This is a genomic window from Pseudomonas sp. X10 (genome assembly GCF_054889225.1).
The window spans coordinates 4,041,366-4,063,324 of record NZ_CM142677.1 but is presented as its reverse complement, the minus strand read 5'-3'; the positions used below and the strand labels follow the sequence as shown (position 1 = coordinate 4,063,324).

Sequence of the window (21,959 nt, the reverse complement as noted above, 5' to 3'; positions counted from 1 at the left end):
AGACGCACATTTACCTTCCTGGGGGTAGCCGATGGAGGCTCTCGATGCATTGCTCAACCGTGTTTCCGTACCACGCCTGACCGAACCCGCGCCCAACGCGGCCCAGCGCGAAGCGCTGTTCCAGGCTGCGCTGCGGGCACCGGACCATGGCCAGTTGCGCCCCTGGCGTTTCCTGACCGTCGAGGGCCAGGCCCGGGAGAAGCTTGGCGAACTCTTCGCCGAGGCGGTGCAGCTCAAGGGCGATGCCAGCCAGGCGGCCCTGGACAAGGCGCGGGCCATGCCTTTGCGCGCCCCCCTGCTGATCGTGGTGATCGCCCGTCTGCAGGGCCACTTCAAGGTGCCACAGTCCGAACAGCGCCTGGCCGCTGCTTGTGCGGCCCACGGTATCCTCATCGCGGCCCATGCCCAGGGTGTCGGCGCGGTCTGGCGCACCGGCGACATGGCCTATGACGCCCATGTGGCCCAGGGCCTGGGGCTGGCGGCGAACGAGGAATTGATCGCCTACTTGTATGTCGGTACGCCGCTGAACGAGCCGCGCACAGCCCCGGTGTTGGAGACGGCCGATTACGTCAGCACCTGGGGCGCCTGACCGCTAGCGGCCTGTGGGGTCGCTCGCCGTTTCCAGGCCGGAGCCGATTGTATGAATCGGGGGCCGCTTCAACTGCTCGCTGCCCCTGCCAGGGGCAGCTCCAGCCTGGCGACAAAGCCTCCCTGCGGGTGATTCTCCAATACCAGGCTCCCTCCATGGCGCTCCGCCGCGCGCCTTGCGATGGCGAGCCCCAGGCCATGGCCGGGCGCGCTTTGCCCCGGCGCCCGGAAGAACGGCTCTCCCAACTGTGCCAGATGCTCGGCAGCCACGCCGGGGCCATGGTCGCGCACGCTCAATAGAATCCGCTCCTGGTCCTGCTGGGCGCTGACTTCGATGGCCTGCCCGCCTGGGTTGAAGCGCAGGGCATTGCGCAACAGGTTGTCCACGGCACGCTCCAGCAAGGTCGGCCAACCTTGCAGCGTCAGTCCGGGCGAGGCTTCCAGACGGATGTCCTGGTCCGGGGCGCTGAGCAAGGCATCCTTGCGCACACTGCCCAGCAGGGCATTGAGGTCCACGGTTTCGGGATGGGCATGTTCGGCGTCGACCCGGGCCAGCGCGAGGATTTCACTGATCAGGTCTTCCAGGCGATCGCACTCGCGCGTCAGGCGTGGCCACAGCGCCTGGCGCTGCTCGGGCTCGGCGCGTTCGGCCAGTGCCAGGGCGATACGCAGGCGCGCCAGGGGTGAGCGCAGTTCATGGGAGACATCGCGCAACAGCTGGCGCTGGCTGCCGATCAGGCTCTGCAGGCGCGCGCCCATGCGGTTGAAATCGTTGGCGAGGACACCGAACTCGTCGCGGCGGGCAGCCAGGCGGGCCAGGCTGTTCTGCTGGTAGGTGGTCTGGCCGAGGTCATGAACGGCGCTGCGCAGCCGGCTGAGCGGGCGGGTGATGGACAGGGTCACCACCAGGCTGAACAGGGTCAGTACCACCAAGGCGATGCCTAGCGCGCTGAGGGGCCAGAGCAGGCTATCGCGGTGCCAGGCTGCCAACTCGGGATGGGGGATGCGGTAGATCAGCAGGTAGGTTTCGCCGCTGTCGGGGCTGGTGTATTCCTCGGTCAGGCGGCGCCAGGGCAGGCGGCGCTCGTCATTGTGCCGGCGCGCCTCGAAGACGGCGGCGCGACGCGGGAACGTGCCGGGGACCACGGCGTCGCCGCTGTCGTTGAGCACCTGTACATCGATGTTGAAGCGGTGCTTGCGCTGTTCCAGGAAGCGTTGGGCAGACTCCACACCCTGTTGCTCGTAGTGCTGGGTCCAGTTGCGCGCCAGGGTGTTGAGGCCCGGGTGGCGACTGAGGATCCAGGTGTCCTGGTTGAGCATGTGGCCGAGCAGGATCGACAGGCCGGCGACCAGGGCGATGGCCAGCCAGAAACTGGCCAGGATGCGCCAGAACAATGAACGCAAGACAAACACCTCCAACAGCGCCAAACAGAGAAAGCCCGGCCTGCTGAGAGCCGGCCGGGCATCGGGTTGACAGCTTACTGGGCCTTGGCGGCTTTTTCAGCCTTCCAGGTCTGGAATTCCTTCCATTCAGCCTTGCGCTCGCTGCGTTTCTTCTGCAGTTCGTCGAACTTCTTCTGCTGCTCTGGCTTGAGCAGGCCACGGATTTCACTCTGGGTCTTGTCGTGGCGGGCCTTGAGCTCATCCTTCAGGGCTTGCTGCTCGGAAGCCGGCAGCTTTTCCAGGTAGCGCTTGGTGATGTCGCGATGGGCCTTCATCTGCTCGCCCATCAGCTTGCCGATCTGCTGGCGCTGTTCACGGGTCAGGTCCAGCTGGGCGTAAGGCGCATTACCGCGGTGATGGGGGCCGTCATGGCGTGGGCCACCTTCTGGCATGGCCATGGCGACGGTCGGCAGGGCGGCGGCGAACATCAGAGCGATCAGGGTCTTGCGCATGGTGTCTCTCCTTTCATGGGCCGGTCGTTACCGGATGAGCTCAGTTTAGGGAGATCAAGGTCAAGGGCGGTCAGGTGAGGGTAAAGGCTGGGTAAAGATGAGTGGCCTGCGGGTTGACGTTACAGGGGGCAGACGCGGCGGCGGACCGCCGCTTCTGTAGGTCTCGTGTCGACTGCAGGAATAGCGTCTGCGATGCGATCACAGGCTGTAGTAGTAGCCCCGGCTGCGCAGGGCCACGATCCGTGGGCGTCCATCCGGGTGCGGGCCGATCTTCTTGCGTAGGTTGCTGACGTGCATGTCCAGGCTGCGGTCGTACAGGGTCAGCTTGCGGCCTAGGGCGATCTGCGCCAGTTCCTGCTTGTCCAGCGGCTCGCCCGGCTGGCGCAGCAGGGCTTCGAGGATGCGGCTTTCGGAAAGCGTCAGGCTCAACTCGCGTTCATCGAGGCTGACCACGCCCCGAGCAGGACTGAACACGAGGTCGCCGATCTCCAGTTGCGTGGAGGTCGCGGCCGGGTGGCTGCGGCGCAGCACCGCGCGCAGACGCGCGGTCAGTTCGCGGGGGTCGCAAGGTTTGGCCAGGTAGTCGTCGGCGCCCAGCTCAAGGCCCAGGATGCGGTCCAACGGCTCGCCGCGTGCCGACAGCATCAGCACCGGCAGGTCGGCATGCTCGCTGCGCAATTGCTTGAGCAACTCCAGGCCGCTGCCATCAGGCAGCATCACGTCCAGCACCACCGCCGCCGGCGCTTGGCTGGCCAGGGCCTGACGTGCGCTTTGGCCATCGTGACAGGCCCGCACCACAAAACCTTCCTGGGTCAGCCAGCTGCCGAGCAGCTCGCAGAGTTCCTGGTCATCATCAATCAGTAACAGCTCGCTCATGACTCACTCAATTCAACCATTGCCGGCGTCTTCTGTGTCCGCCACTGGCAAAGATACCGCAGAGTGCCGCAAACAGTGCAACGGCAGAACCGATCAGGAACCATTGTTGCTGGTCGGTAAGCAGGCGTTGTGGCTCACTGGCCTGCATTTCCTTGATCGCCAGCTTCAGGCGCTGGTTCTCCTGGCGCAAGCGTACGAGCTGGGCGCTTTCGCGCTCGCTGTCGGCATTGTGCAGTTGGCGCGCCAGTGCTTCGCGCTGGCGTTCGCTTTCCTGCAGGCGCTGCTGCAGTTCGGTGATCTGGGCGCCGGCACTGAGCGAAAGCGGCTCTTCGGCCCACGTCAGGGGGGACAGCGACAACAGGCAAAGCAGCAGGGACATCGGACCTTGACGCATTGGAACTCCTGATTCCTATCGATTCAGCAGGTTGTCGGCCGACGAACGGGAAAAATGAGCGCTGACGTCAGAAGTCGGCGGCACCGGAGAGTGCCGCTGGGGAGGGGGCTCAGGGCAGGACTTGCTTGAACGGCTTGACCACGACCTGGTCGTACACGCCTGCGGCAACGTAGGGGTCGGCATCGGCCCAGGCCTGGGCGGCAGCCAGCGAGTCGAATTCGGCGACGATCAGGCTGCCACTGAAGCCTGCTGCACCTGGGTCATTGCTGTCGATGGCCGGGTGTGGGCCGGCCAGGACCACGCGGCCCTCGGCCTTGAGCTGCTGCAGGCGCTCCAGGTGCGCCGGGCGGGCGGCCAGGCGTTTTTCCAGGGAGTCGGCTACGTCACTGGCGATGATGGCGTAAAGCATGTCAATCCTCGTGCTTCGGAGTGGAGGGCGGGGTGGTGGGATCGTTGTCATGCAGGTGGCGCGACAGGTACACGCCCTGGGCCACCAGGAAGATCACGGTCATGCCAAGGCTGCCGAACACCTTGAAGTCGACCCAGATGCTCTGGAAGGTGAAGGCGACGAACAGGTTGGCCGCGCCGCAGATCAGGAAGAAGCCGATCCAGGCCAGGTTCAGGCGAATCCAGATGGGTTCCGGCAGGGTCAGGGCATGGCCCATGATGCGCTTGATCAGCACACGGTCGCCGATGAAGTGGCTGGCCGCGAAGCCCAGGGCGAACAACCAGTTGACCACCGGGGCCTTCCATTTGAGGAAGGTCTCGCTGTGGAAGGCCAGGGTCAGGCCACCGAACACCAGGCAGGCGATCAAGGTCAGCCACTGGCCCTTTTCCAGCTTGCGCTGGCGCAGGAACAGCGCGCCATAGACCACCAGCGAACTGATAATCAGCACTGCCGTGGCGCTGTAGATACCGCCGAGTTCAAAGCTTTGGCCGGCGAATTCGACCGGGCGCGGGTCCAGTTTGTAGACGATGAAGAACAGCAGCAGCGGGATGAAATCGATGAATTGTTTCACAGTGGCAGCCAGAAGCGGGATGTGACGGCATAATAACAAACATCAATCCCGGCGAAAGCGCTCCCCCATGAATGTTGATCTGCACTGTCACAGCACCGCGTCCGACGGCGCCCTGTCGCCCACGGTACTGGTCGCCCGGGCCCATGAGCACGGGGTGCAGACGCTGGCCCTGACCGACCACGACACCATCGAGGGCCTCGAAGAAGCGCGTCAGGCTTGCCAGGCGCAGGGCATGCGCTGGATCAGCGGAGTGGAGCTGTCGTGCACCTGGGGCGGTGCCACTATCCACGTGCTGGGCTACGACTTTCCCCTTGATGCGGCACCGTTGCTCAAGGCCATCGAGGCCTTGCACCGGGGCCGTTGGCTGCGTGCCGAGGAAATCGACCGGCGGCTGGCGCTCAAGGGCATGTCCGGCGCGCTGGAGGGCGCGCGGGCGATCCAGCAAGCCCTGGGTGACAGCGGCAATGCCCCGGCGCGGCCGCATTTCGCCGAGTTCCTGGTGCGGGCCGGGTACGTCAAGGATCGCGCCGAAGCGTTCCGCAAATGGCTGGGCGCCGGCAAGCTGGGCGACGTCAAGCTGCACTGGCCGACTCTTGAAGAGACTGTCGCGACCCTGCGCCAGTCGAACGCCTGGGTGAGCCTGGCACATCCGATGCACTACGAACTCACCCGCAGCAAGCGCCGCCGGCTGATTGCCGACTATATTCAAGCGGGTGGCCAGGCATTGGAGGTGGTCAACGGAATGATGCCGGCCGAGCAGGTGGGCACGATGTCCATCCTCACCCGTGAGTTCGGTCTGCTGGCCAGCGCCGGCAGTGATTTCCATGGCCCCGGCACCTGGGGCGAGATCGGTGCCTACCGGCCATTGCCCGAGGACTTGCCACCGTTGTGGCGCCGATTCAGCCATGAGCACCCTACTGCGGTTTGAACAGGAAGAGAACGTGAGCCAATTTTTCCAGATTCATGCGGAAAACCCGCAACCGCGGCTGATCAAGCAAGCGGTGGATATCATCCGCAAGGGCGGGGTGGTGGTCTATCCGACCGATTCGGCCTATGCCCTGGGCTGCCAGATTGGTGACAAGGGAGCGGTGGAGAAGGTCAGGCGCTTGCGCCAGCTGGACAAACACCACAACTTCACCCTGATGTGCTGCGACATGTCGCAGCTGGGCCTGTACGCCAAGGTCGACACCGGCACCTTCCGCCTGCTCAAGGCCCATATCCCGGGCCCTTATACCTTCATCCTCAACGGCACTCGCGAAGTCCCGCGTCTGTTGCTGCACGAGAAACGCCGTACCATCGGCATCCGCGTGCCCGACCATCCGATTACCTTGGCGTTGCTGGAGGAACTCGGCGAACCGCTGATGAGCGTCAGCCTGATCCTGCCGGGCGACGAGGAACCGATGACCGACCCCTACGACATCCGCCAGCGCCTGGAGCACCATGTCGATCTGATCATCGACGGCGGTTTCGGTGACCTCAAGGCCTCTACCGTGATCAATCTGGCCGACGACGAGCCGGAGGTGATCCGCGTCGGTTGTGGCGATCCTGCGCCGTTTCTGGCCGAGGCGTGAGCACAATGGAGGAGCCGCAGGCGCCGGTCAGTGAAGCCGAGGCGCCGCAGCAGCTGCCGCTGGTGCTGGTCTATGGCGAGGCGCTGACCGAGCTGCCGGTCGACCTGTACATCCCGCCTGACGCCCTGGAAGTCTTCCTCGAAGCCTTCGAGGGCCCGCTGGACCTGCTGCTGTACCTGATCCGCAAACAGAACATCGACATCCTCGACATCCCGGTGGCGGAAATCACTCGCCAGTACATGGGCTATGTGGAGTTGATGAAGAGCGTGCGCCTGGAGCTGGCCGCCGAATACCTGGTGATGGCCGCGATGCTTGCCGAGATCAAGTCACGCATGCTGCTGCCACGTTCGGTGGAAGTCGAGGAAGAAGAGGGCGACCCCCGCGCCGAACTGATCCGCCGGCTGCAGGAGTACGAGCGCTTCAAGGCTGCGGCGGAGGGTATCGACGAACTGAGTCGGGTCGGTCGCGAGATCATCGTGCCGCGCCTGGAGGCGCCCCAGGCCAAGGTGCGCAAGCTGCTGCCCCAGGTCAGTCTGGAGGAGTTGCTGGTGTCCATGGCCGAGGTGATGCGCCGTGGTGACCTGTTCGAAAGCCATCAAGTCAGCCGCGAGGCGCTGTCGACCCGCGAGCGCATGAGCGAAGTGCTCGAACGGCTCAAGGGCGGTGGCTTCGTGCCCTTCGTAGAGCTCTTTGCCGCCGAGGAGGGCAAGCTTGGCGTAGTGGTCACCTTCATGGCCGTTCTCGAGTTGGTGAAGGAATCCCTGATCGAACTGGTGCAGAATGAGCCCTTTGCTCCGATCCATGTCCGCGCCCGGGCAGAATGACGCAACGAGTACCGGTACCCCATGAACCTGAATGAACCACGTGACCTGGCGTCGCTGATCGAGGCTTTCCTGCTGGCCTCGGGCAAGCCGCAATCCCTCGAGCGCCTCTACGAACTGTTCGAGGAGGCCGAGCGCCCGGCGCCAGCGGTGTTCAAGAAGGCCCTCGAGGTGCTGGGTAAGTCCTGCAATGGTCGGGCGTTCGAACTCAAGGAGGTTGCCACCGGTTATCGCCTGCAGATTCGCGAGGACTATGCGCCATGGGTCGGACGCTTGTGGGAAGAGCGCCCGCAGCGCTATTCCCGCGCCTTGCTCGAAACCATGGCGCTGATCGCCTACCGCCAGCCCATCACCCGCGGTGAGATCGAGGACGTGCGCGGCGTGGCGGTCAACAGCAACATCATCAAGACCCTGATGGAGCGTGAGTGGATCCGCATCGTCGGCTACCGCGAAGTGCCCGGCAAACCGGCGATGTTCGCCACCACCAAGGCCTTCCTCGATCACTTCAACCTCAAGAGCCTCGACGAGCTGCCGCCCTTGGCCGAACTGCGTGAGATGGAGCCGGCGCCGTTGTTGGACGTGGACGACGCCCCGGTGCCTGCGCACCTGCAGGCCCTGGCCGACGCCAGCCTGGAGGTCGACGAGGAGCAACCTCCTGTCGAGCCTCGCGAGGAAACCAGCTTCCGCAGCCTGCTGGTGGAGCTCGATGCCATGGAAGAAGGGCTCAAGACCGATTTCGACGACTTGCGTGACGAGGCTTCTGACCTGGACGAAGGCGTCTCGGAAGTCGAAATTCCGCAAAAGTGACGGTATGGCCACCGGGCGGAAAGTCCCGGCGCGCTGAGTAAAAGCCGCTAGTCTCAGGTGCGTTCGCCCGATGATCGGCGTATGATGCGCGACCTTTTGGCGCGTCCGCCGCCAGATACAGATTCCATTCCTACACCGGGAGGTGCCCAGATGAGTGACAAAGACCTGCAAGAAACCCAGCCCTTGCCGCCAGCCGGCGAAAAACTGCAGAAGGTCCTGGCGCGTATCGGCGTCGGCTCGCGCCGTGACGTCGAAGCCTGGATCAGCCAGGGCCGGATCAAGGTCAACGGCGTCGAGGCTACCCTTGGCCAGCGCGTCGACCTGCATGATGCCATCGCCGTCGATGGCAAGCTGATCAAGCGTGAGGAAGCCGCCGAAACCGTGCGCCGCGTGATCATGTACAACAAGCCCGATGGCGAGATCTGCACCCGCGACGACCCCGAAGGTCGCCCGACCGTATTCGACCGCCTGCCGCGTCCGAAAGAAGGCCGCTGGATCAACATCGGCCGTCTGGACATCAACACCACCGGCCTGCTGATGTTCACCACCGACGGTGAGCTGGCCAACCGCCTGATGCACCCCTCCTATGAGATGGACCGCGAGTACGCGGTGCGCGTGCGTGGTGAAGTGGACGAGGACATGCTCACCCGCTTGAAGGACGGCGTGATGCTCGAAGACGGCCCGGCGCGCTTCACCGATATCCAGGAAGCTCCCGGTGGCGAAGGCTTCAACCACTGGTACCACTGCGTGGTGATGGAAGGCCGCAACCGTGAGGTCCGCCGTCTGTGGGAGTCCCAGGGGCTGGTGGTCAGCCGCTTGAAGCGTGTGCGTTTCGGCCCGGTGTTCCTCAACTCCGACCTGCCCATGGGCCGTTGGCGCGAGATGACTCAGGGCGAGATCGATATCCTCGCTGCTGAAGTCGGCTTGCCGCCAGTGGCGCTGCCGTCGATGAACCTCAAGGCCAAGGACAAGCTCGAACGCATGCAGCGCAAATCGACTCGTCCCATGGGCCGTGGCGAACGCGTGCGCACCTTGCGTCCTGCCGCCGAGGCGGGCAGCGAGCGTCCGGCCCGCCAGCCACGGGAGGAAGCGCCACGCAAGGGCGGCCGTGGCAGCACCGTGGCCGAGCGTCCGAGCGATATGAAGAAGCGTCCGGGCAAACCCGCTGGCAAGCACCCCAGTGGCAGCCGCGGCAAGCCGCGTCCCTGAGTAGGTGATGTGGTAAAGGAGCCAGCCTTCGGGCTAATGCTGTTCACTTAAGACATCTGTCGTATGGTTTGGGGCCGCTGCGCGCCCATCGCGACACAAGGCCGCTCCCACTTGCAAACCCTCTGTGGGAGCGGCCTTGTGTCGCGATGGGCTGCGTAGCGGCCCCACCTGAAGGCACTCCAGCTTAAGTGAACAGCATTAGCCTTCGGGCTGGCTTTTTTATGGTTAGCGGGTGCATGCCGAGAGTTCCCCGGCTTCCTCAAGATCCCGCGCCGCCCGCGCGGCGCATCGCGACACAAGGCCGCTCCCACATCGATTGCAACGTGCCATGGCCTGATAGACCGAAGTCTCAGCCTTTGTTCGTACGACAAAAATATCGAGGTGGCCGCAACAGGCCTCATGCCATCTTTCGCCTTGCGCCAAGGCTGACAACACCTATCTCACAGGCCATGGTGTGGGAGCGGCCTTGTGTCGCGATGCGGGATCTCAAAGGCGCGAAAAGACTCAAGGCATGCACCTGACTCTCATCATGCAAACCCAACGGAACAGCTGGGTAGTTTCCTTTTCCGACAAAGACTTAGGTGTGGCTTGGCAAGTTTTTAGACCGGTCTGTAAAAAAATTGTTACGAAAATGCAGCGGTTTCATGCTGGAGTCTGGCTTTTTCTGCTGCTGTAAACAGAACTTTCCGCATCCCGCGTTGCAGAGCCCGCGACGGCTCGTCGACCCCCTTGCCCAAACCCCCGCGCCACGCTGATATGTGCCTCATTGCCGTGCGCAACAGCCCAGGCCACAGAGCCGGGTGTCGATAACAACAAATGGAGGCGCCATGTACGCCGATCACTTCCCCAGGCTTGGCCTTTTCCTCAGGACCGGTGCGTCTCGTCGTCAGACAAATACGCAACGCGTTGACTCCTGCGCGTCTGCAGGGGTATACAATGCGCCGCGTTTTACCTGTGACTCCAATGCGTACCGCGCACTCTTGTTGACTCCCGGTTGATTCGTCCTGGGCCCGCGCCCTGGCGAACCCTCCCAAGTCCGAGAAACCAAGGTAACCACACCTTGCCCATTCCGCTGCGCCACGAGCGCGGTGGGTCCGATCCCGTCACAGATAAAAACAAGCAGGTGACTCCGTTCATGAGTGGACAAAACACGCATTCAGGCGAGCTCAAGCGTGGCCTGAAAAATCGCCATATCCAGTTGATTGCCCTGGGTGGGGCAATCGGTACCGGGTTGTTTCTGGGGTCGGCCGGCGTGATGAAGTCCGCCGGCCCGTCGATGATCCTGGGCTATGCCATCAGTGGTTTCATCGCCTTCATGATCATGCGCCAACTCGGCGAGATGATCGTCGAAGAGCCGGTGGCCGGTTCCTTCAGCCATTTCGCGCACAAGTACTGGGGTGGCTTTGCCGGCTTCCTGTCTGGCTGGAACTGTTGGGTGCTGTACATCCTGGTGGGCATGTCCGAGCTGTCCGCAGTGGGCAAGTACGTGCACTACTGGTGGCCGGAAATCCCGACCTGGGTCACGGCCGCCGCGTTCTTCCTTCTGATCAACGGCATCAACCTGATGAACGTCAAGGTGTTCGGCGAGGCCGAGTTCTGGTTCGCGATCATCAAGGTCCTGGCCATCGTCGGCATGATCGGCTTGGGCGCCTACCTGCTGACCAGCGGTAGCGGCGGCCCGCAGGCGTCGGTGACCAACCTGTGGGAGCACGGTGGCTTTTTCCCTAACGGCGTGAGCGGCTTGGTGATGGCCCTGGCGATCATCATGTTCTCCTTCGGTGGCCTGGAAATGCTCGGTTTCACCGCTGCCGAGGCCGACAAGCCCAGGACCGTGATCCCCAAGGCGATCAATCAGGTCATCTACCGCATCCTGATCTTCTACATCGGTGCCCTGGTGGTGCTGCTGTCGCTGACGCCGTGGGACGCCCTGGTCGCCAGCATCGATGCCTCCGGCGGTAGCTACGGCAGCAGCCCGTTCGTCCAGGTGTTCTCCCTGCTGGGCAGTGACGTGGCCGCCCACCTGTTGAACTTCGTGGTCTTGACTGCGGCGCTGTCGGTGTACAACAGCGGCACCTATTGCAATGCGCGCATGCTCTACGGCATGGCCGAGCAGGGCGATGCCCCGGCCAGCCTGGCGAAGATCGACAAGCGTGGCGTACCGGTGCGTTCGATCCTGGTGTCGGCGGCGGTGACCCTGGTGGCAGTGCTGCTCAACTACTTCATTCCGCAGCACGCCCTGGAGCTGTTGATGTCGCTGGTGGTCGCGGCCTTGGTGATCAACTGGGCGATGATCAGCTACTCGCACCTCAAGTTCCGCCAGCACCTGGACCGCACTGGCCAGAAGCCGCTGTTCAAGGCCCTGTGGTACCCCTATGGCAACTACCTGTGCCTGGCCTTCGTGGTGCTGATCCTCGGCATCATGCTGCAGATCCCGGGTATCCAGGTCTCGGTCTACGCAATCCCGGTCTGGCTGGTGGTGATGTATGTGGCCTACGTGCTCAAGAGCAAGCGTAGTGTTCAGACCAACGATGCTGCCAGCTCGGTAGCCAAGTAATACCTGAGGTTTGACCCGAAAGCCCGATGCCAGGTGACTGGTATCGGGCTTTTTGTTGTCTGCTTCGCTCCATTCGCGAGCAAGCCTACTCCCGTATCTATAGCGTCAGCCGCAAAAATTAAGGCATGCAGGGATCCTGTGGGAGCGGGCTTGCCCGCGAATGGGCCAGAATGGTCAATCGGGCGCTCAGATCTGTTCCAGCAACCAGCTGCGAAACGCTCGCAACGACGGCAGCGCCTCGTTGCGCGGCGGGTAGATCAGGTAGTAGCTGCGCTGGCTGGCAAAGGGCAGGCCGGGGCTGAAGAGTTCGCCGCTGGCCAGTTCTTCCTCCACCAGGATGCGTGGCACCAGGCCGATGCCGATGCCGGCGCGCACCGCTTGGATCAGGTGCGAGGTCAGCTCGAAGCTTGGCCCCAGGCGCATGGCTCGGTGCGGGAGGGTGTGGTGGGAAAACCACTCGCCCCAGGCGTGGGGGTTGTTGGCGACATTGAGCAGGACCTGTTTGCTGATCTGCACAGGGCTCCAATGTTCGGGGGCGCTGGCCGCGTCCGGTGGCAGGATGACCACCAGTTCCTCCGCATGCAGGCGGTGGCAGATCAATCCCGGCAGGTCGTTGTTGGCCACACCGATGGCAGCGTCGATTTCGCTGGTGTCGAAGTTGATGGCCTCGATGCGCGAATGGATATGCACCAGCATGCCCGGGTGGGCGCCATAGAAGGCATGCAGGCGCGGCAGCAACCATTTCGAGCCGAAGGTGGGCAGGGTGGCCAGGCGCAGGGTACCGACGCCGGACTGGTAGGCCAAGGCCTGCAGGGTGGCGCTGCGGATGCGGCCGAGGGCCTCGCTCAGCTCGCGCTGGTACAGGCGGCCGACATCGGTCAACTGCACTTGGCGCCCTTCGCGGCGGAACAGCGTCAGGCCCAGTTGTTGCTCCAGGGCCTGGACTTGGCGGCTGACCGCGCTCTGGGTCAGGGCCAGTTCGGCGGCGGCGCGGGTGTAGCTTTCATGCCTGGCGGCGGCCTCGAAAGCCAGCAGCAGCGACATCGACGGAGTCAGGTGGCGGTAATTCATTCATAAAAGTCATCGATAGCGGCAGGATTATCCGTTTGCCCCTGGTCGGAAAGTACAGGAACATTGGCCTATTCGTCATCCTGTGCCTGAGGTACTCATGCCGGGGAGACAGGTTTCCGTGAATTAGCCCATAAAAGAGGCCATCCTCCGATGATCGCCCAGCTGCCGACCAGTGCGCCTGCCGCCAACTACCCCGAATTCCTTGATGCCCTGCGTGCCGGCGGCTTCCGGGGCCAGCTCAGCGTCGACTACGGCACCCGTACCGTGCTGGCCACCGACAACTCCATCTACCAGCGCATGCCGCAGGCCGCGGTGTTTCCGCTGGACGCCGACGATGTGGCGCGTATCGCCACGCTGATGGCCGAACCGCGTTTCCGCCAGATCAAGCTGACCCCGCGTGGCGGCGGCACCGGCACCAACGGTCAATCGCTGACCGACGGCATTGTCGTCGACCTCTCGCGGCACATGAACAAGATCCTCGAGATCAATGTCGAGGAGCGCTGGGTGCGGGTCCAGGCTGGGGTGGTCAAGGATCAGCTCAACGCCGCGCTCAAGCCCCACGGGCTGTTCTTCGCTCCTGAGCTGTCCACCTCCAACCGGGCTACGGTCGGCGGCATGATCAACACCGATGCCAGCGGCCAAGGCAGTTGCACCTACGGCAAGACCCGCGACCACGTGCTAGAGCTGCACAGTGTACTGCTCGGTGGCGAGCGCCTGCACAGCTTGCCGATCGACGATCAGGCCCTGGAGCAGGCCTGCGCCGCGCCGGGCCGTGTCGGCGAGGTATACCGCATGGCCCGGGAGATCCAGGAGACCCAGGCCGAGCTGATCGAAACCACCTTTCCCAAGCTCAACCGCTGCCTGACCGGTTATGACCTGGCGCACCTGCGCGATGATCAAGGCCGCTTCAACCTCAACAGCGTCCTGTGCGGTGCCGAGGGTTCCCTGGGCTATGTGGTTGAGGCCAAGCTCAACGTATTGCTGATTCCCAAGTACGCGGTGTTGGTCAATGTCCGCTATGGCAGCTTCATGGATGCCCTGCGCGATGCCAATGCGCTGATGGCGCACAAGCCGCTGTCGATCGAGACGGTCGACTCCAAGGTGCTGATGCTGGCCATGAAGGACATCGTTTGGCACAGCGTCGCGGAGTACTTCCCGGCCGACGCCGAGCGTCCGACCCTGGGCATCAACCTGGTGGAGTTCTGCGGCGACGAGCCACAGGAGGTGAATGCGCGGGTCCATGCTTTCGTCGAGCACCTGCGGGCCGATACCAGCGTCGAGCGCCTGGGCCACACCCTGGCTGAAGGCGCCGAGGCCGTTACCCGCGTCTACACCATGCGCAAGCGCTCTGTTGGCCTGCTCGGCAACGTTGAAGGTGAAGTGCGGCCGCAGCCGTTCGTCGAGGACACTGCGGTGCCGCCGGAGCAACTGGCCGACTACATCGCCGATTTCCGTGACTTGCTCGACAGCTACGGGCTGGCCTACGGCATGTTCGGCCATGTCGATGCCGGTGTGTTGCACGTACGTCCGGCACTGGACATGAAGGACCCGGCCCAGGCCGCCCTGGTCAAGCCGATCTCCGATGCGGTGGCGGCGTTGACCCAGCGCTATGGTGGCCTGCTCTGGGGCGAGCATGGCAAAGGCCTGCGTTCGGAGTACGTGCCGGAGTATTTCGGTGCGCTGTACCCGGCGTTGCAGCGCCTTAAAGGCGCTTTCGATCCGCACAACCAGCTCAACCCAGGCAAGATCTGCACCCCGCCGGACAGCACCGAAGGCTTGATCAAGGTCAACGAGGTGACCCTGCGTGGCGATCTCGATCGGACGATCGACGAGCGCGTCTGGCAGAGCTTTGGCAGTGCCGTGCATTGCAACGGCAACGGCGCCTGCTACAACTACGACCCCAATGACGCCATGTGCCCATCGTGGAAGGCCACCCGCGAACGCCAGCACTCACCCAAAGGCCGCGCTTCGCTGATCCGCGAGTGGCTGCGCCTGCAGGGGGCGGCCAGCGTCGACGTGCTGGCTGCGGCACGGCAGAAGCGGTCGTGGATCAAGGGCCTGCCGGGGCGCCTGCGCAACAACCGCGCGCGTCAGCAGGGGCAGGAGGACTTCTCCCATGAGGTCTATGACGCCATGTCCGGCTGCCTGGCGTGCAAGTCTTGTGCAGGGCAGTGCCCGATCAAGGTCAATGTGCCGGAGTTCCGTTCGCGTTTCCTGGAGCTGTACCACGGCCGCTACCAGCGCCCGCTGCGTGACTACCTGATCGGCTCGCTGGAGTTCACCATCCCTTACCTGGCTTACGCGCCTGGGCTGTACAACGCGGTGATGGGTTCGAAATGGGTGAGCAAGTTGCTGGCAGAGCAGGTGGGCATGGTCGACAGCCCGTTGATCAGCCGCTTCAACCTGCAGTCCACCCTGACCCGCTGCCGTGTCGGCGTGGCCAGTGTGCCAGCCCTGCGCGAACTGACCCCAGCCCAGCGCGAACGCAGCATCGTACTGGTCCAGGACGCTTTCACCCGCTACTTCGAAACTCCGTTGCTGGCGTCGTTCATCGAGTTGGCGCACCGCTTGGGGCATCGTGTGTTCCTGGCCCCCTACAGTGCCAACGGTAAGCCGTTGCATGTGCAGGGTTTCCTCGGCGCGTTCGCCAAGGCGGCGGTGCGCAATGCCAGCCAGCTCAAGACCCTGGCCGAATGCGGCGTGCCGCTGGTGGGCCTGGACCCGGCCATGACCCTGGTGTACCGCCAGGAGTATCAGAAGGTCCCGGGGCTGGAGGGATGCCCGAAGGTCCTGCTGCCTCAAGAGTGGCTGATGGACGTGCTGCCCGAACAGGCCGCAACCGATGCTGGTAGCTTCCGCCTGATGGCCCACTGTACGGAGAAGACCAATGTGCCAGCCAGCACGAAACAGTGGGAGCAGGTGTTCGCCCGCTTGGGCCTGAAGCTGGTCACCGAGGCCACCGGTTGTTGCGGCATGTCTGGCACCTATGGCCACGAAGCACGCAACCAGGACACCTCGCGGACCATCTTCGAGCAGTCCTGGGCGACCAAGCTGGACAAGGAAGGGGAGGCGTTGGCGACCGGATACTCCTGCCGTAGCCAGGTCAAGCGCATGGCTGACCGTCAACTGCGTCACCCGTTGGAAGTGGTGTTGCAGTACGCCCGGCGCTAGCGGTAAGCAGGGCTGCTGTGCAGCCCATTCGCGGCGAAGGGGGTCTTAGGCTTTGCGCAGGCGCCGCGCCTGGCGGTACAGGTAGAGGCTGAGCACCAGGCCGCAGCAGGACGCTGCGGCGGCGAACAGGAAGATCGAGCCGAAGCCGAAGCCCGAGGCCACCGCGCCCACCAGCGGGCCGCTGATTCCCAGCGAGAGGTCGATGAACAGTGAATAGGCCCCCACCGCCGCGCCACGGTTGGCCGCCGACACCTGATTTACCGCCTCCACGCCCAGCGCCGGGAACACCAGCGAGAAACCGAACCCGCTCAGCGCTGCGCCGGCCAGGGCTATCTCGGCGCTGGGCGCGAGCCACAGCATGAGCAGGCCGAGGGTCTCCACCGCCAGGCAGACGATGGCCACACGAAAGCCACCGATGCGGTTGATCAGGTTGCCGAACAACAGTCGCGCGCTGATGAAGCTGGCGCCGAACAGGCTTAGGCACAGGGCCGCGTTATTCCAGTCGCGGCTGGCGTAGTAGAGGGTGATGAAGGTGGCGATGGTGCCGAAGCCGATCGAGCCCAAGGCCAGCCCTGAGCCGTGCGGGAATACCTTGCCCAGCACCCTCAGGAAGGGCAGGCGCACACCGGCGACGACCGGCGCGGCCTGTTTGCGCCACGCCAGCAGCAGGCCGATGAGCGCCAGCAGGATGATGCTGGCGCCCATGCTCCACAGCCCCAGTTGCTTGACCATCAGCACGCCCAGCGGCGCACCGATAGCCAGTGCGCCATAGCTGGCGATGCCATTCCAGGAGATGACCTTGGCCGTGTGGGCTGCGCCGACGTGGCCGATGCCCCAGCCGATCGAGCCCGAGCCCACCAGGCTTTCGGCGCTGCCCAGCACCAGGCGCCCGATCAACAGGCAGGTCAGGCTCAGCCAGGGCAGGTGGGTCAGGCCGCTGCACAAGAGCATGAACACGCCGCTCAGGCCGCAGCCGGCCAGGCCGTAGAGCACTGCCTTCTTGCTGCCGAGGTTATCGATGATGCGGCTGGAGTAGGGGCGGCTGAGCAGGGTGGCGAGGTACTGGACGCTGATCACCAGGCCCGCGACCACGGCGCTGAACCCCAGGTCGCCGTGCACATAGCCAGGCAGCACCGCCAGGGGAATGCCGATGTTCAGGTAGCCAATGAAGGTGAAGAGGACGATGGAGACGACTTGCAGGGTGACCGCAAGAGGGCGCGGTGTGTCGGGCATGGAGGCCTTCGTAGCAGGGATTCTTGACGGTGTGAAAACGTGATGACGGGGGTAGCCCGCAGGTCAGCCGTTTTCACACAGTCGTAGGGTTGCGCAGTTATTCCTGGTCGGCGCTGGAGGGTTCGTCGCCGTCCTGCTCCACAGCCGGAACAGGTTCGGCAGTGTGAGCGGCAACAGTTTGCTCTTCAGGGTTCAGGCTTGGGAAGGGAAGATTCGGGATTTCATGCATCTCGTCGTTCCTCGCAAGTGTGAGTGAAAAGGCTGCGCTAGGCGCGTGAGGGTTCCAAAAGCCTGGGCAGGATACAGGAGTCTGGATGACAGTATGAATTTTTTCCCGGTCGTCGGTCGGGTTTGTGGGCGGATACCGGACGGTGCTGCGCGGCATGAGGCGCGTTGCCTTGCCTCAATGCCGCTCAGTCGGGCAAGTAGGGCTGCGTCGCCGCCTACCTGCCCACGATCTACCTTTGCTCAGTGTGCAGCGCAGACGTCGGCGATCGCCGCCGCCAGTGTTGCCAGACGTTCGGCGTCGGCTCCGGCGATGTTCGCCCGGCCGGTTCCGACCATGTACACACTGTGCTTCTCCCGCAGCAGGCGGACTTGCTCCTGGCTCAGGCCGGTGTAGGAGAACATGCCGCGTTGCGCGGCGATGTGCGCGAAGCGCTGGCTCAGGCCGTGCGGTTTGAGGGCGGCGACCAGGCCAAGGCGCAGTTCGGCTATGCGCTGGCGCATGGCCTCGACTTCCTCGACCCACAGGCGCTTGAGGTCCGCATCACCGAGGATCTGGGCAACCACCGCGGCGCCGTGGTCGGGCGGTGTCGACCAGAGGTTGCGCGCCAACAGGGCCAGTTGGCTGCGGACATCCTGCAGATTTTCGGCATCGTGGCTGCAGACCAGCAGGGCGCCGGTGCGGTCGCGGTAGAGGCCGAAGTTCTTCGAGCAGGAGCTGGTGATCAGCAGCTCTGGCAGTTCGGCGGCGAACAGGCGCACTGCCCAGGCATCTTCCTCCAGGCCATCACCGAAACCTTGGTAGGCGAAGTCGATCAGCGGCAGCAGGTGGCGTCGGCGCACCACCTCCAGCACGGCTCGCCAGTCGTCCTGGCCAAGGTCGAAACCGGTCGGGTTGTGGCAGCAGGCGTGCAGCAGCACGACATCGCCTTCCGGAGCCTGTTCCAGGGCTTGCAGCATGCCGGCGACGTCCAGGCGGTTGTCCACCCCGACGTAGGGGTAGTGGGACACCTTTAGACCGGCGCCGGCGAAGATCGTCTCGTGAATCGGCCAGGTCGGGTCGCTCAGCCAGATCCCGCGCCCAGGCAGGCAATGGACGATGAACTCGGCGGCCAGGCGCAGTGCACCGGTGCCGCCCGGGGTCTGGGTGGCGCCTGCGCGCTGCTCGGTGAGCGGCGGCGAACCGCTGCCCAGTACCAGTTCACTGATCAGTCGTCCAAACGCCGGGTCGCCGTGGCCGCCGATATAGCTCTTGCTGGCCTGTTGTTGCACCAGGCGCTGCTCGGCCTGCTTGACGGCGGCCGGGATCGGGGTCAAGCCACGGGCATCCTTGAACACGCCGACACCGAGGTCGAACTTGTCTGGGTTGCTGTCGCGGGCGTAGGCCTCCATCAGGCCGAGGATCGGGTCGCCAGGGACCCGGCCGATAGCCGCGAAATGCATCACTTGCGGCCTTCTGCGGCTTCGGCGACCTTGTCGGTGCGCGCGGCCATGATGAAGTCGTTGCGGTGCAGGCCTTTGATCGAGTGGCTCCACCAGGTGACGGTGACCTTGCCCCATTCGGTCAGCAGGCCAGGGTGGTGGCCTTCGGCCTCGGCGATTTCACCAACGGCGTTGGTGAATGCCAGGGCATGCTTGAAGTTCTTGAACAGGAAGATGCGCTCGAGCTCCATGTGGCCGTCGCGGACTTCGATGTTCCAGTCCGGGATTTCCCGGATCAGTTCGGCCAGTTCTTCGTCGGTGACCTTCGGCGCGTCGGCACGGCAGGCTTCGCAATGGGCTTGGTTCAAGGCATTCATAGGATATTCCGCAAGTCTGTTGTTATTGATCGGGCAAGGCGGCTCAGGCGGCCGCCTTCGGTGGAAACTTCGGCGCGTGCAGCCCCAACTGCATGCCCTGGTGCACCAGGGCCATGATGTCTTCGTGGGCCAGGTCGAACAGGCGCTTGAGGTTCGGCAGGACGAAGTACAGGGGTTGCAGGATATCGATGCGGTACGGCGTGCGCATGGCTTCGAGCGGGTCGAAGGCTTGGTGTTCTGGCTCGCTGGACAGACTGTAGACGGTTTCCTTCGGCGAGGAGAGGATGCCGCCGCCATAGATTTTGCGGCCCTGGGCGGTTTCCACTAGACCGAACTCGATGGTCATCCAGTACAAGCGCGCCAGATAGACGCGTTCTTCCTTGGTGGCCTGGAGGCCGAGCTTGCCGTAGGTATGGGTGAATTCGGCGAACCAGGGGTTGGTCAGCAGCGGGCAGTGGCCGAAGATCTCGTGGAAAATATCCGGTTCCTGCAGATAGTCGAGCTCCTCCACCGTGCGGATGAAGGTAGCGACCGGGAAGCGTTTGCTGGCCAGTAGTTCGAAAAAGGTCTGGAAGGGAATCAGCGCCGGGACCCGGGCAACCTGCCAGCCGGTGGTGGCGCCCAGTACCTTGTTGATTTCACCCAGTTGGGGAATGCGGTCGTGAGGCAGCTTGAGCTGCTCGATGCCGTCCAGGTATTCCTGGCATGCGCGGCCTTCGATCACTTTCAGCTGACGGGTGATCAGGGTGTTCCACACCGCATGTTCCTGCTGCGGGTAGTCGATAAAACCTTGCGCATCGGGCTCGCGTGCCACGTATTGCGTCTGTTTCATGCTGCTCTCCTGGTGAGGGCTTTCTTGTTATGTTTCGGCATACCCTAGGAATATCCCTTCATTGCCCCCTTTGCACGGGGTAGAGCATGACGCTGAGCTGGCCTTTCATCCTGTTTTCGTAACGAAAATTTTACAAAATGACTGTTCTCCCGGAAAATCAAGGGCGAACAGCTGAGCGCTCAGGCGATTTTGTCAGCTTATCTTTACGACTTTTCCGCGCGCCGACCAAATAAGCGGCCGCCTCGGGACCTCCTCATGCGTATCAAAGTGCACTGCCAGAACCGCATCGGCATCTTGCGGGACATCCTCAACCTGCTGGTCGAATATGGCATCAACGTGCTGCGGGGCGAGGTGGGCGGTGACCATGGCAACGCGATCTATCTGCACTGCCCGAACCTGGTCAACCTGCAGTTCCAGGCGCTGCGGCCGAAGTTCGAATCAATCGCCGGGGTGTTCGGGGTCAAGCGCGTTGGCCTGATGCCCAGCGAGCGCCGACATATGGAGCTCAACGCGCTGTTGGGCGCGCTGGAGTTTCCGGTGCTGTCGATCGACATGGGCGGCAGCATCGTCGCTGCCAACCGTGCCGCTGCGCAGTTGTTGGGTGTGCGGGTGGACGAGGTGCCGGGTATCCCTTTGGCGCGTTATGTCGAGGATTTCGACCTGCCGGAGCTGGTGCGGGCCAACAAGTCACGGATCAATGGCTTGCGCATCAAGGTCAAGGGTGATGTCTTCCTTGCCGACATCGCGCCGCTGCAATCCGAGCACGACGACAGCGAGGCATTGGCCGGCGCCGTGCTGACGCTGCACCGCGCCGACCGTATCGGCGAACGTATCTACAACGTGCGCAAGCAGGAACTACGCGGTTTCGACAGCATCTTCCAGAGCTCGCGGGTGATGACCGCTGTGGTGCGCGAGGCGCGACGGATGGCACCACTGGACGCGCCATTGCTGATCGAGGGTGAAACCGGCACCGGCAAGGAGCTACTGGCCCGCGCTTGCCACCTGGCCAGTCCGCGTGGCCAGGCGCCACTGATGGCGCTCAATTGTGCGGGCCTGCCGGAGTCCATGGCCGAGACCGAGCTGTTCGGCTACGGCCCGGGTGCCTTCGAGGGGGCGCGAAGCGAGGGCAAGCTGGGCCTGCTGGAGCTGACTGCGGGAGGGACGCTGTTCCTCGATGGGGTGGGGGAGATGAGCCCGCGGCTGCAGGTCAAGTTGCTGCGCTTCCTGCAGGATGGCTGCTTCCGCCGGGTGGGCAGCGATGAGGAGGTCTACTTGGACGTGCGGGTGATCTGCGCAACCCAGGTCGACCTGTCCGAGTTGTGCGCCCGTGGCGAGTTCCGCCAGGACCTCTACCACCGCTTGAACGTGCTCTCGCTGCACATTCCACCGCTGCGTGAGTGCATGGACGGGCTGGACGGGTTGGTGCAGCACTTTCTCGATCAGGCCAGCCGGCAGATCGGCTGCCCTATGCCGCGCCTGGCGCCCACGGCCATGGAAAAACTCAGCCAATACCACTGGCCAGGCAATGTGCGTCAATTGGAAAACGTATTGTTCCAGGCGGTGTCGCTGTGCGAAGGCGGGGTGGTGAAAGGCGAACATATCCGGCTGCCGGATTATGGTGCGCATCACCCTTTGGGTGATTTTTCCCTGGAGGGTGATCTTTCGGAGATTGTTGGACGTTTTGAAAAGGCGGTGCTGGAAAGTTTGATAAGCGAATATCCGAGCAGCCGGGCGTTGGGCAAACGCCTGGGCGTATCCCATACGACAATAGCCAATAAGTTGCGCGAGTATTCGCTTAACAAGTCGGCGGATTGAAATATCAAGGTGTGTGGTGATGGTGCCGTTTGTTCAAGTAGTTGAACTTTCGGCGCCGCGTGCCTCGGTATGTTCGAGG

The 21,959-nt window shown here is 63.6% G+C and carries 21 protein-coding genes; 9 read left to right on the top strand and 12 right to left on the bottom strand.

Annotation, left to right across the window (positions count from 1 at the left end):
• Positions 1 to 31 precede the first annotated feature (31 nt).
• Positions 32 to 589, top strand: coding sequence for a nitroreductase family protein (locus ACYU03_RS18435; protein WP_461886068.1), 558 nt, complete (start codon positions 32 to 34; stop codon positions 587 to 589).
• A 68-nt stretch (positions 590 to 657) separates the two neighbouring features.
• Here the strand turns inward: ACYU03_RS18435 and ACYU03_RS18430 are convergent, their stop codons facing one another.
• The 6 genes from ACYU03_RS18430 to ACYU03_RS18405 form a co-directional block, all read right to left on the bottom strand.
• Positions 658 to 1,992, bottom strand: a complete 1,335-nt coding sequence (locus ACYU03_RS18430; RefSeq protein WP_461886067.1) for a sensor histidine kinase — start codon at positions 1,990 to 1,992, stop codon at positions 658 to 660.
• Between the two features lie 74 nt (positions 1,993 to 2,066).
• Positions 2,067 to 2,483, bottom strand: a complete 417-nt coding sequence (locus tag ACYU03_RS18425) for a Spy/CpxP family protein refolding chaperone (RefSeq protein ID WP_461886066.1) — start codon at positions 2,481 to 2,483, stop codon at positions 2,067 to 2,069.
• Positions 2,484 to 2,681: 198 nt separating this feature from the next.
• Complete coding sequence (locus tag ACYU03_RS18420; RefSeq protein WP_461886065.1) at positions 2,682 to 3,359, bottom strand: response regulator transcription factor; 678 nt, start codon at positions 3,357 to 3,359, stop codon at positions 2,682 to 2,684.
• Between the two features lie 7 nt (positions 3,360 to 3,366).
• Entirely contained in the window at positions 3,367 to 3,753 is a 387-nt protein-coding gene (locus ACYU03_RS18415; RefSeq protein WP_461886064.1) for a translation initiation factor 2, read from the bottom strand.
• A 109-nt stretch (positions 3,754 to 3,862) separates the two neighbouring features.
• Complete coding sequence (locus tag ACYU03_RS18410) at positions 3,863 to 4,162, bottom strand: YciI family protein (protein ID WP_461886063.1); 300 nt, start codon at positions 4,160 to 4,162, stop codon at positions 3,863 to 3,865.
• Between the two features lies 1 nt (position 4,163).
• A complete protein-coding gene (locus ACYU03_RS18405; protein ID WP_461886062.1) occupies positions 4,164 to 4,772 on the bottom strand; it encodes a septation protein A in 609 nt (202 codons plus the stop codon).
• A 67-nt stretch (positions 4,773 to 4,839) separates the two neighbouring features.
• On the opposite strand from ACYU03_RS18405, the gene ACYU03_RS18400 reads away from it, so the two are divergent.
• From ACYU03_RS18400 to ACYU03_RS18375, 6 genes are all read left to right on the top strand, one after another.
• Positions 4,840 to 5,700, top strand: a complete 861-nt coding sequence (locus ACYU03_RS18400) for a PHP domain-containing protein (protein ID WP_461886061.1) — start codon at positions 4,840 to 4,842, stop codon at positions 5,698 to 5,700.
• A gap of 13 nt (positions 5,701 to 5,713) precedes the next feature.
• On the top strand, positions 5,714 to 6,343 hold the full coding sequence (locus tag ACYU03_RS18395) for an L-threonylcarbamoyladenylate synthase (protein WP_461886060.1): 630 nt from the start codon (positions 5,714 to 5,716) through the stop codon (positions 6,341 to 6,343).
• A gap of 125 nt (positions 6,344 to 6,468) precedes the next feature.
• Positions 6,469 to 7,167 (top strand): segregation and condensation protein A, encoded by a 699-nt coding sequence (locus ACYU03_RS18390; RefSeq protein WP_461891495.1) that lies wholly within the window; start codon positions 6,469 to 6,471, stop codon positions 7,165 to 7,167.
• 21 nt (positions 7,168 to 7,188) lie between these two features.
• On the top strand, positions 7,189 to 7,971 hold the full coding sequence (scpB, locus tag ACYU03_RS18385; protein WP_461886059.1) for an SMC-Scp complex subunit ScpB: 783 nt from the start codon (positions 7,189 to 7,191) through the stop codon (positions 7,969 to 7,971).
• 150 nt (positions 7,972 to 8,121) lie between these two features.
• Positions 8,122 to 9,180: a 23S rRNA pseudouridine(2605) synthase RluB gene (gene rluB / locus ACYU03_RS18380; protein ID WP_461886058.1), complete on the top strand. Its 1,059-nt coding sequence runs from the start codon at positions 8,122 to 8,124 to the stop codon at positions 9,178 to 9,180.
• 1,135 nt (positions 9,181 to 10,315) lie between these two features.
• Positions 10,316 to 11,734 (top strand): amino acid permease, encoded by a 1,419-nt coding sequence (locus ACYU03_RS18375; RefSeq protein WP_461886057.1) that lies wholly within the window; start codon positions 10,316 to 10,318, stop codon positions 11,732 to 11,734.
• Between the two features lie 186 nt (positions 11,735 to 11,920).
• On the opposite strand, the gene ACYU03_RS18370 is transcribed toward ACYU03_RS18375, so the two are convergent.
• Positions 11,921 to 12,805 (bottom strand): LysR substrate-binding domain-containing protein, encoded by an 885-nt coding sequence (locus tag ACYU03_RS18370; RefSeq protein ID WP_461886056.1) that lies wholly within the window; start codon positions 12,803 to 12,805, stop codon positions 11,921 to 11,923.
• Between the two features lie 150 nt (positions 12,806 to 12,955).
• Between ACYU03_RS18370 and ydiJ the strand changes: the two genes are divergently transcribed.
• A complete protein-coding gene (gene ydiJ, locus ACYU03_RS18365; RefSeq protein WP_461886055.1) occupies positions 12,956 to 15,976 on the top strand; it encodes a D-2-hydroxyglutarate dehydrogenase YdiJ in 3,021 nt (1,006 codons plus the stop codon).
• 45 nt (positions 15,977 to 16,021) lie between these two features.
• Here the strand turns inward: ydiJ and ACYU03_RS18360 are convergent, their stop codons facing one another.
• The 5 genes from ACYU03_RS18360 to phhA form a co-directional block, all read right to left on the bottom strand.
• Positions 16,022 to 17,209 carry an MFS transporter gene (locus tag ACYU03_RS18360; RefSeq protein WP_461886054.1) on the bottom strand — a complete coding sequence of 396 codons (1,188 nt, stop codon included), beginning with the start codon at positions 17,207 to 17,209 and terminating at the stop codon, positions 16,022 to 16,024.
• 97 nt (positions 17,210 to 17,306) lie between these two features.
• The gene (locus tag ACYU03_RS18355) at positions 17,307 to 17,438 is read right to left on the bottom strand and encodes a hypothetical protein (RefSeq protein ID WP_461886053.1); all 132 of its coding nucleotides are present in this window, start codon (positions 17,436 to 17,438) and stop codon (positions 17,307 to 17,309) included.
• 239 nt (positions 17,439 to 17,677) lie between these two features.
• A complete protein-coding gene (locus tag ACYU03_RS18350; RefSeq protein WP_461886052.1) occupies positions 17,678 to 18,877 on the bottom strand; it encodes an amino acid aminotransferase in 1,200 nt (399 codons plus the stop codon).
• Entirely contained in the window at positions 18,877 to 19,233 is a 357-nt protein-coding gene (locus ACYU03_RS18345; RefSeq protein WP_461886051.1) for a 4a-hydroxytetrahydrobiopterin dehydratase, read from the bottom strand. The genes ACYU03_RS18350 and ACYU03_RS18345 overlap by 1 nt, the downstream gene beginning before the upstream one ends.
• A 43-nt stretch (positions 19,234 to 19,276) precedes the next feature.
• Positions 19,277 to 20,065: a phenylalanine 4-monooxygenase gene (gene phhA / locus ACYU03_RS18340; RefSeq protein WP_461886050.1), complete on the bottom strand. Its 789-nt coding sequence runs from the start codon at positions 20,063 to 20,065 to the stop codon at positions 19,277 to 19,279.
• Positions 20,066 to 20,320: 255 nt separating this feature from the next.
• Between phhA and ACYU03_RS18335 the strand changes: the two genes are divergently transcribed.
• A complete protein-coding gene (locus tag ACYU03_RS18335; protein ID WP_461886049.1) occupies positions 20,321 to 21,880 on the top strand; it encodes a sigma-54-dependent transcriptional regulator in 1,560 nt (519 codons plus the stop codon).
• The last annotated feature ends 79 nt before the right edge of the window (positions 21,881 to 21,959 follow it).

Excerpts from the sequence above, each read along its gene's own strand:
- ACYU03_RS18355 (WP_461886053.1), bottom strand. The coding sequence starts at position 17,438 with ATGCATGAAATCCCGAATCTTCCCTTCCCAAGCCTGAACCCTGAAGAG.
- ACYU03_RS18425 (WP_461886066.1), bottom strand. The coding sequence starts at position 2,483 with ATGCGCAAGACCCTGATCGCTCTGATGTTCGCCGCCGCCCTGCCGACC.
- ACYU03_RS18360 (WP_461886054.1), bottom strand. The coding sequence starts at position 17,209 with ATGCCCGACACACCGCGCCCTCTTGCGGTCACCCTGCAAGTCGTCTCC.
- ydiJ (WP_461886055.1), top strand. The coding sequence starts at position 12,956 with ATGATCGCCCAGCTGCCGACCAGTGCGCCTGCCGCCAACTACCCCGAA.
- ACYU03_RS18400 (WP_461886061.1), top strand. The coding sequence starts at position 4,840 with ATGAATGTTGATCTGCACTGTCACAGCACCGCGTCCGACGGCGCCCTG.
- ACYU03_RS18435 (WP_461886068.1), top strand. The coding sequence starts at position 32 with ATGGAGGCTCTCGATGCATTGCTCAACCGTGTTTCCGTACCACGCCTG.
- ACYU03_RS18345 (WP_461886051.1), bottom strand. The coding sequence starts at position 19,233 with ATGAATGCCTTGAACCAAGCCCATTGCGAAGCCTGCCGTGCCGACGCG.
- ACYU03_RS18420 (WP_461886065.1), bottom strand. The coding sequence starts at position 3,359 with ATGAGCGAGCTGTTACTGATTGATGATGACCAGGAACTCTGCGAGCTG.
- scpB (WP_461886059.1), top strand. The coding sequence starts at position 7,189 with ATGAACCTGAATGAACCACGTGACCTGGCGTCGCTGATCGAGGCTTTC.
- ACYU03_RS18370 (WP_461886056.1), bottom strand. The coding sequence starts at position 12,805 with ATGAATTACCGCCACCTGACTCCGTCGATGTCGCTGCTGCTGGCTTTC.
- ACYU03_RS18335 (WP_461886049.1), top strand. The coding sequence starts at position 20,321 with ATGCGTATCAAAGTGCACTGCCAGAACCGCATCGGCATCTTGCGGGAC.
- ACYU03_RS18410 (WP_461886063.1), bottom strand. The coding sequence starts at position 4,162 with ATGCTTTACGCCATCATCGCCAGTGACGTAGCCGACTCCCTGGAAAAA.
- ACYU03_RS18375 (WP_461886057.1), top strand. The coding sequence starts at position 10,316 with ATGAGTGGACAAAACACGCATTCAGGCGAGCTCAAGCGTGGCCTGAAA.
- ACYU03_RS18350 (WP_461886052.1), bottom strand. The coding sequence starts at position 18,877 with ATGCATTTCGCGGCTATCGGCCGGGTCCCTGGCGACCCGATCCTCGGC.
- rluB (WP_461886058.1), top strand. The coding sequence starts at position 8,122 with ATGAGTGACAAAGACCTGCAAGAAACCCAGCCCTTGCCGCCAGCCGGC.
- ACYU03_RS18415 (WP_461886064.1), bottom strand. The coding sequence starts at position 3,753 with ATGCGTCAAGGTCCGATGTCCCTGCTGCTTTGCCTGTTGTCGCTGTCC.
- phhA (WP_461886050.1), bottom strand. The coding sequence starts at position 20,065 with ATGAAACAGACGCAATACGTGGCACGCGAGCCCGATGCGCAAGGTTTT.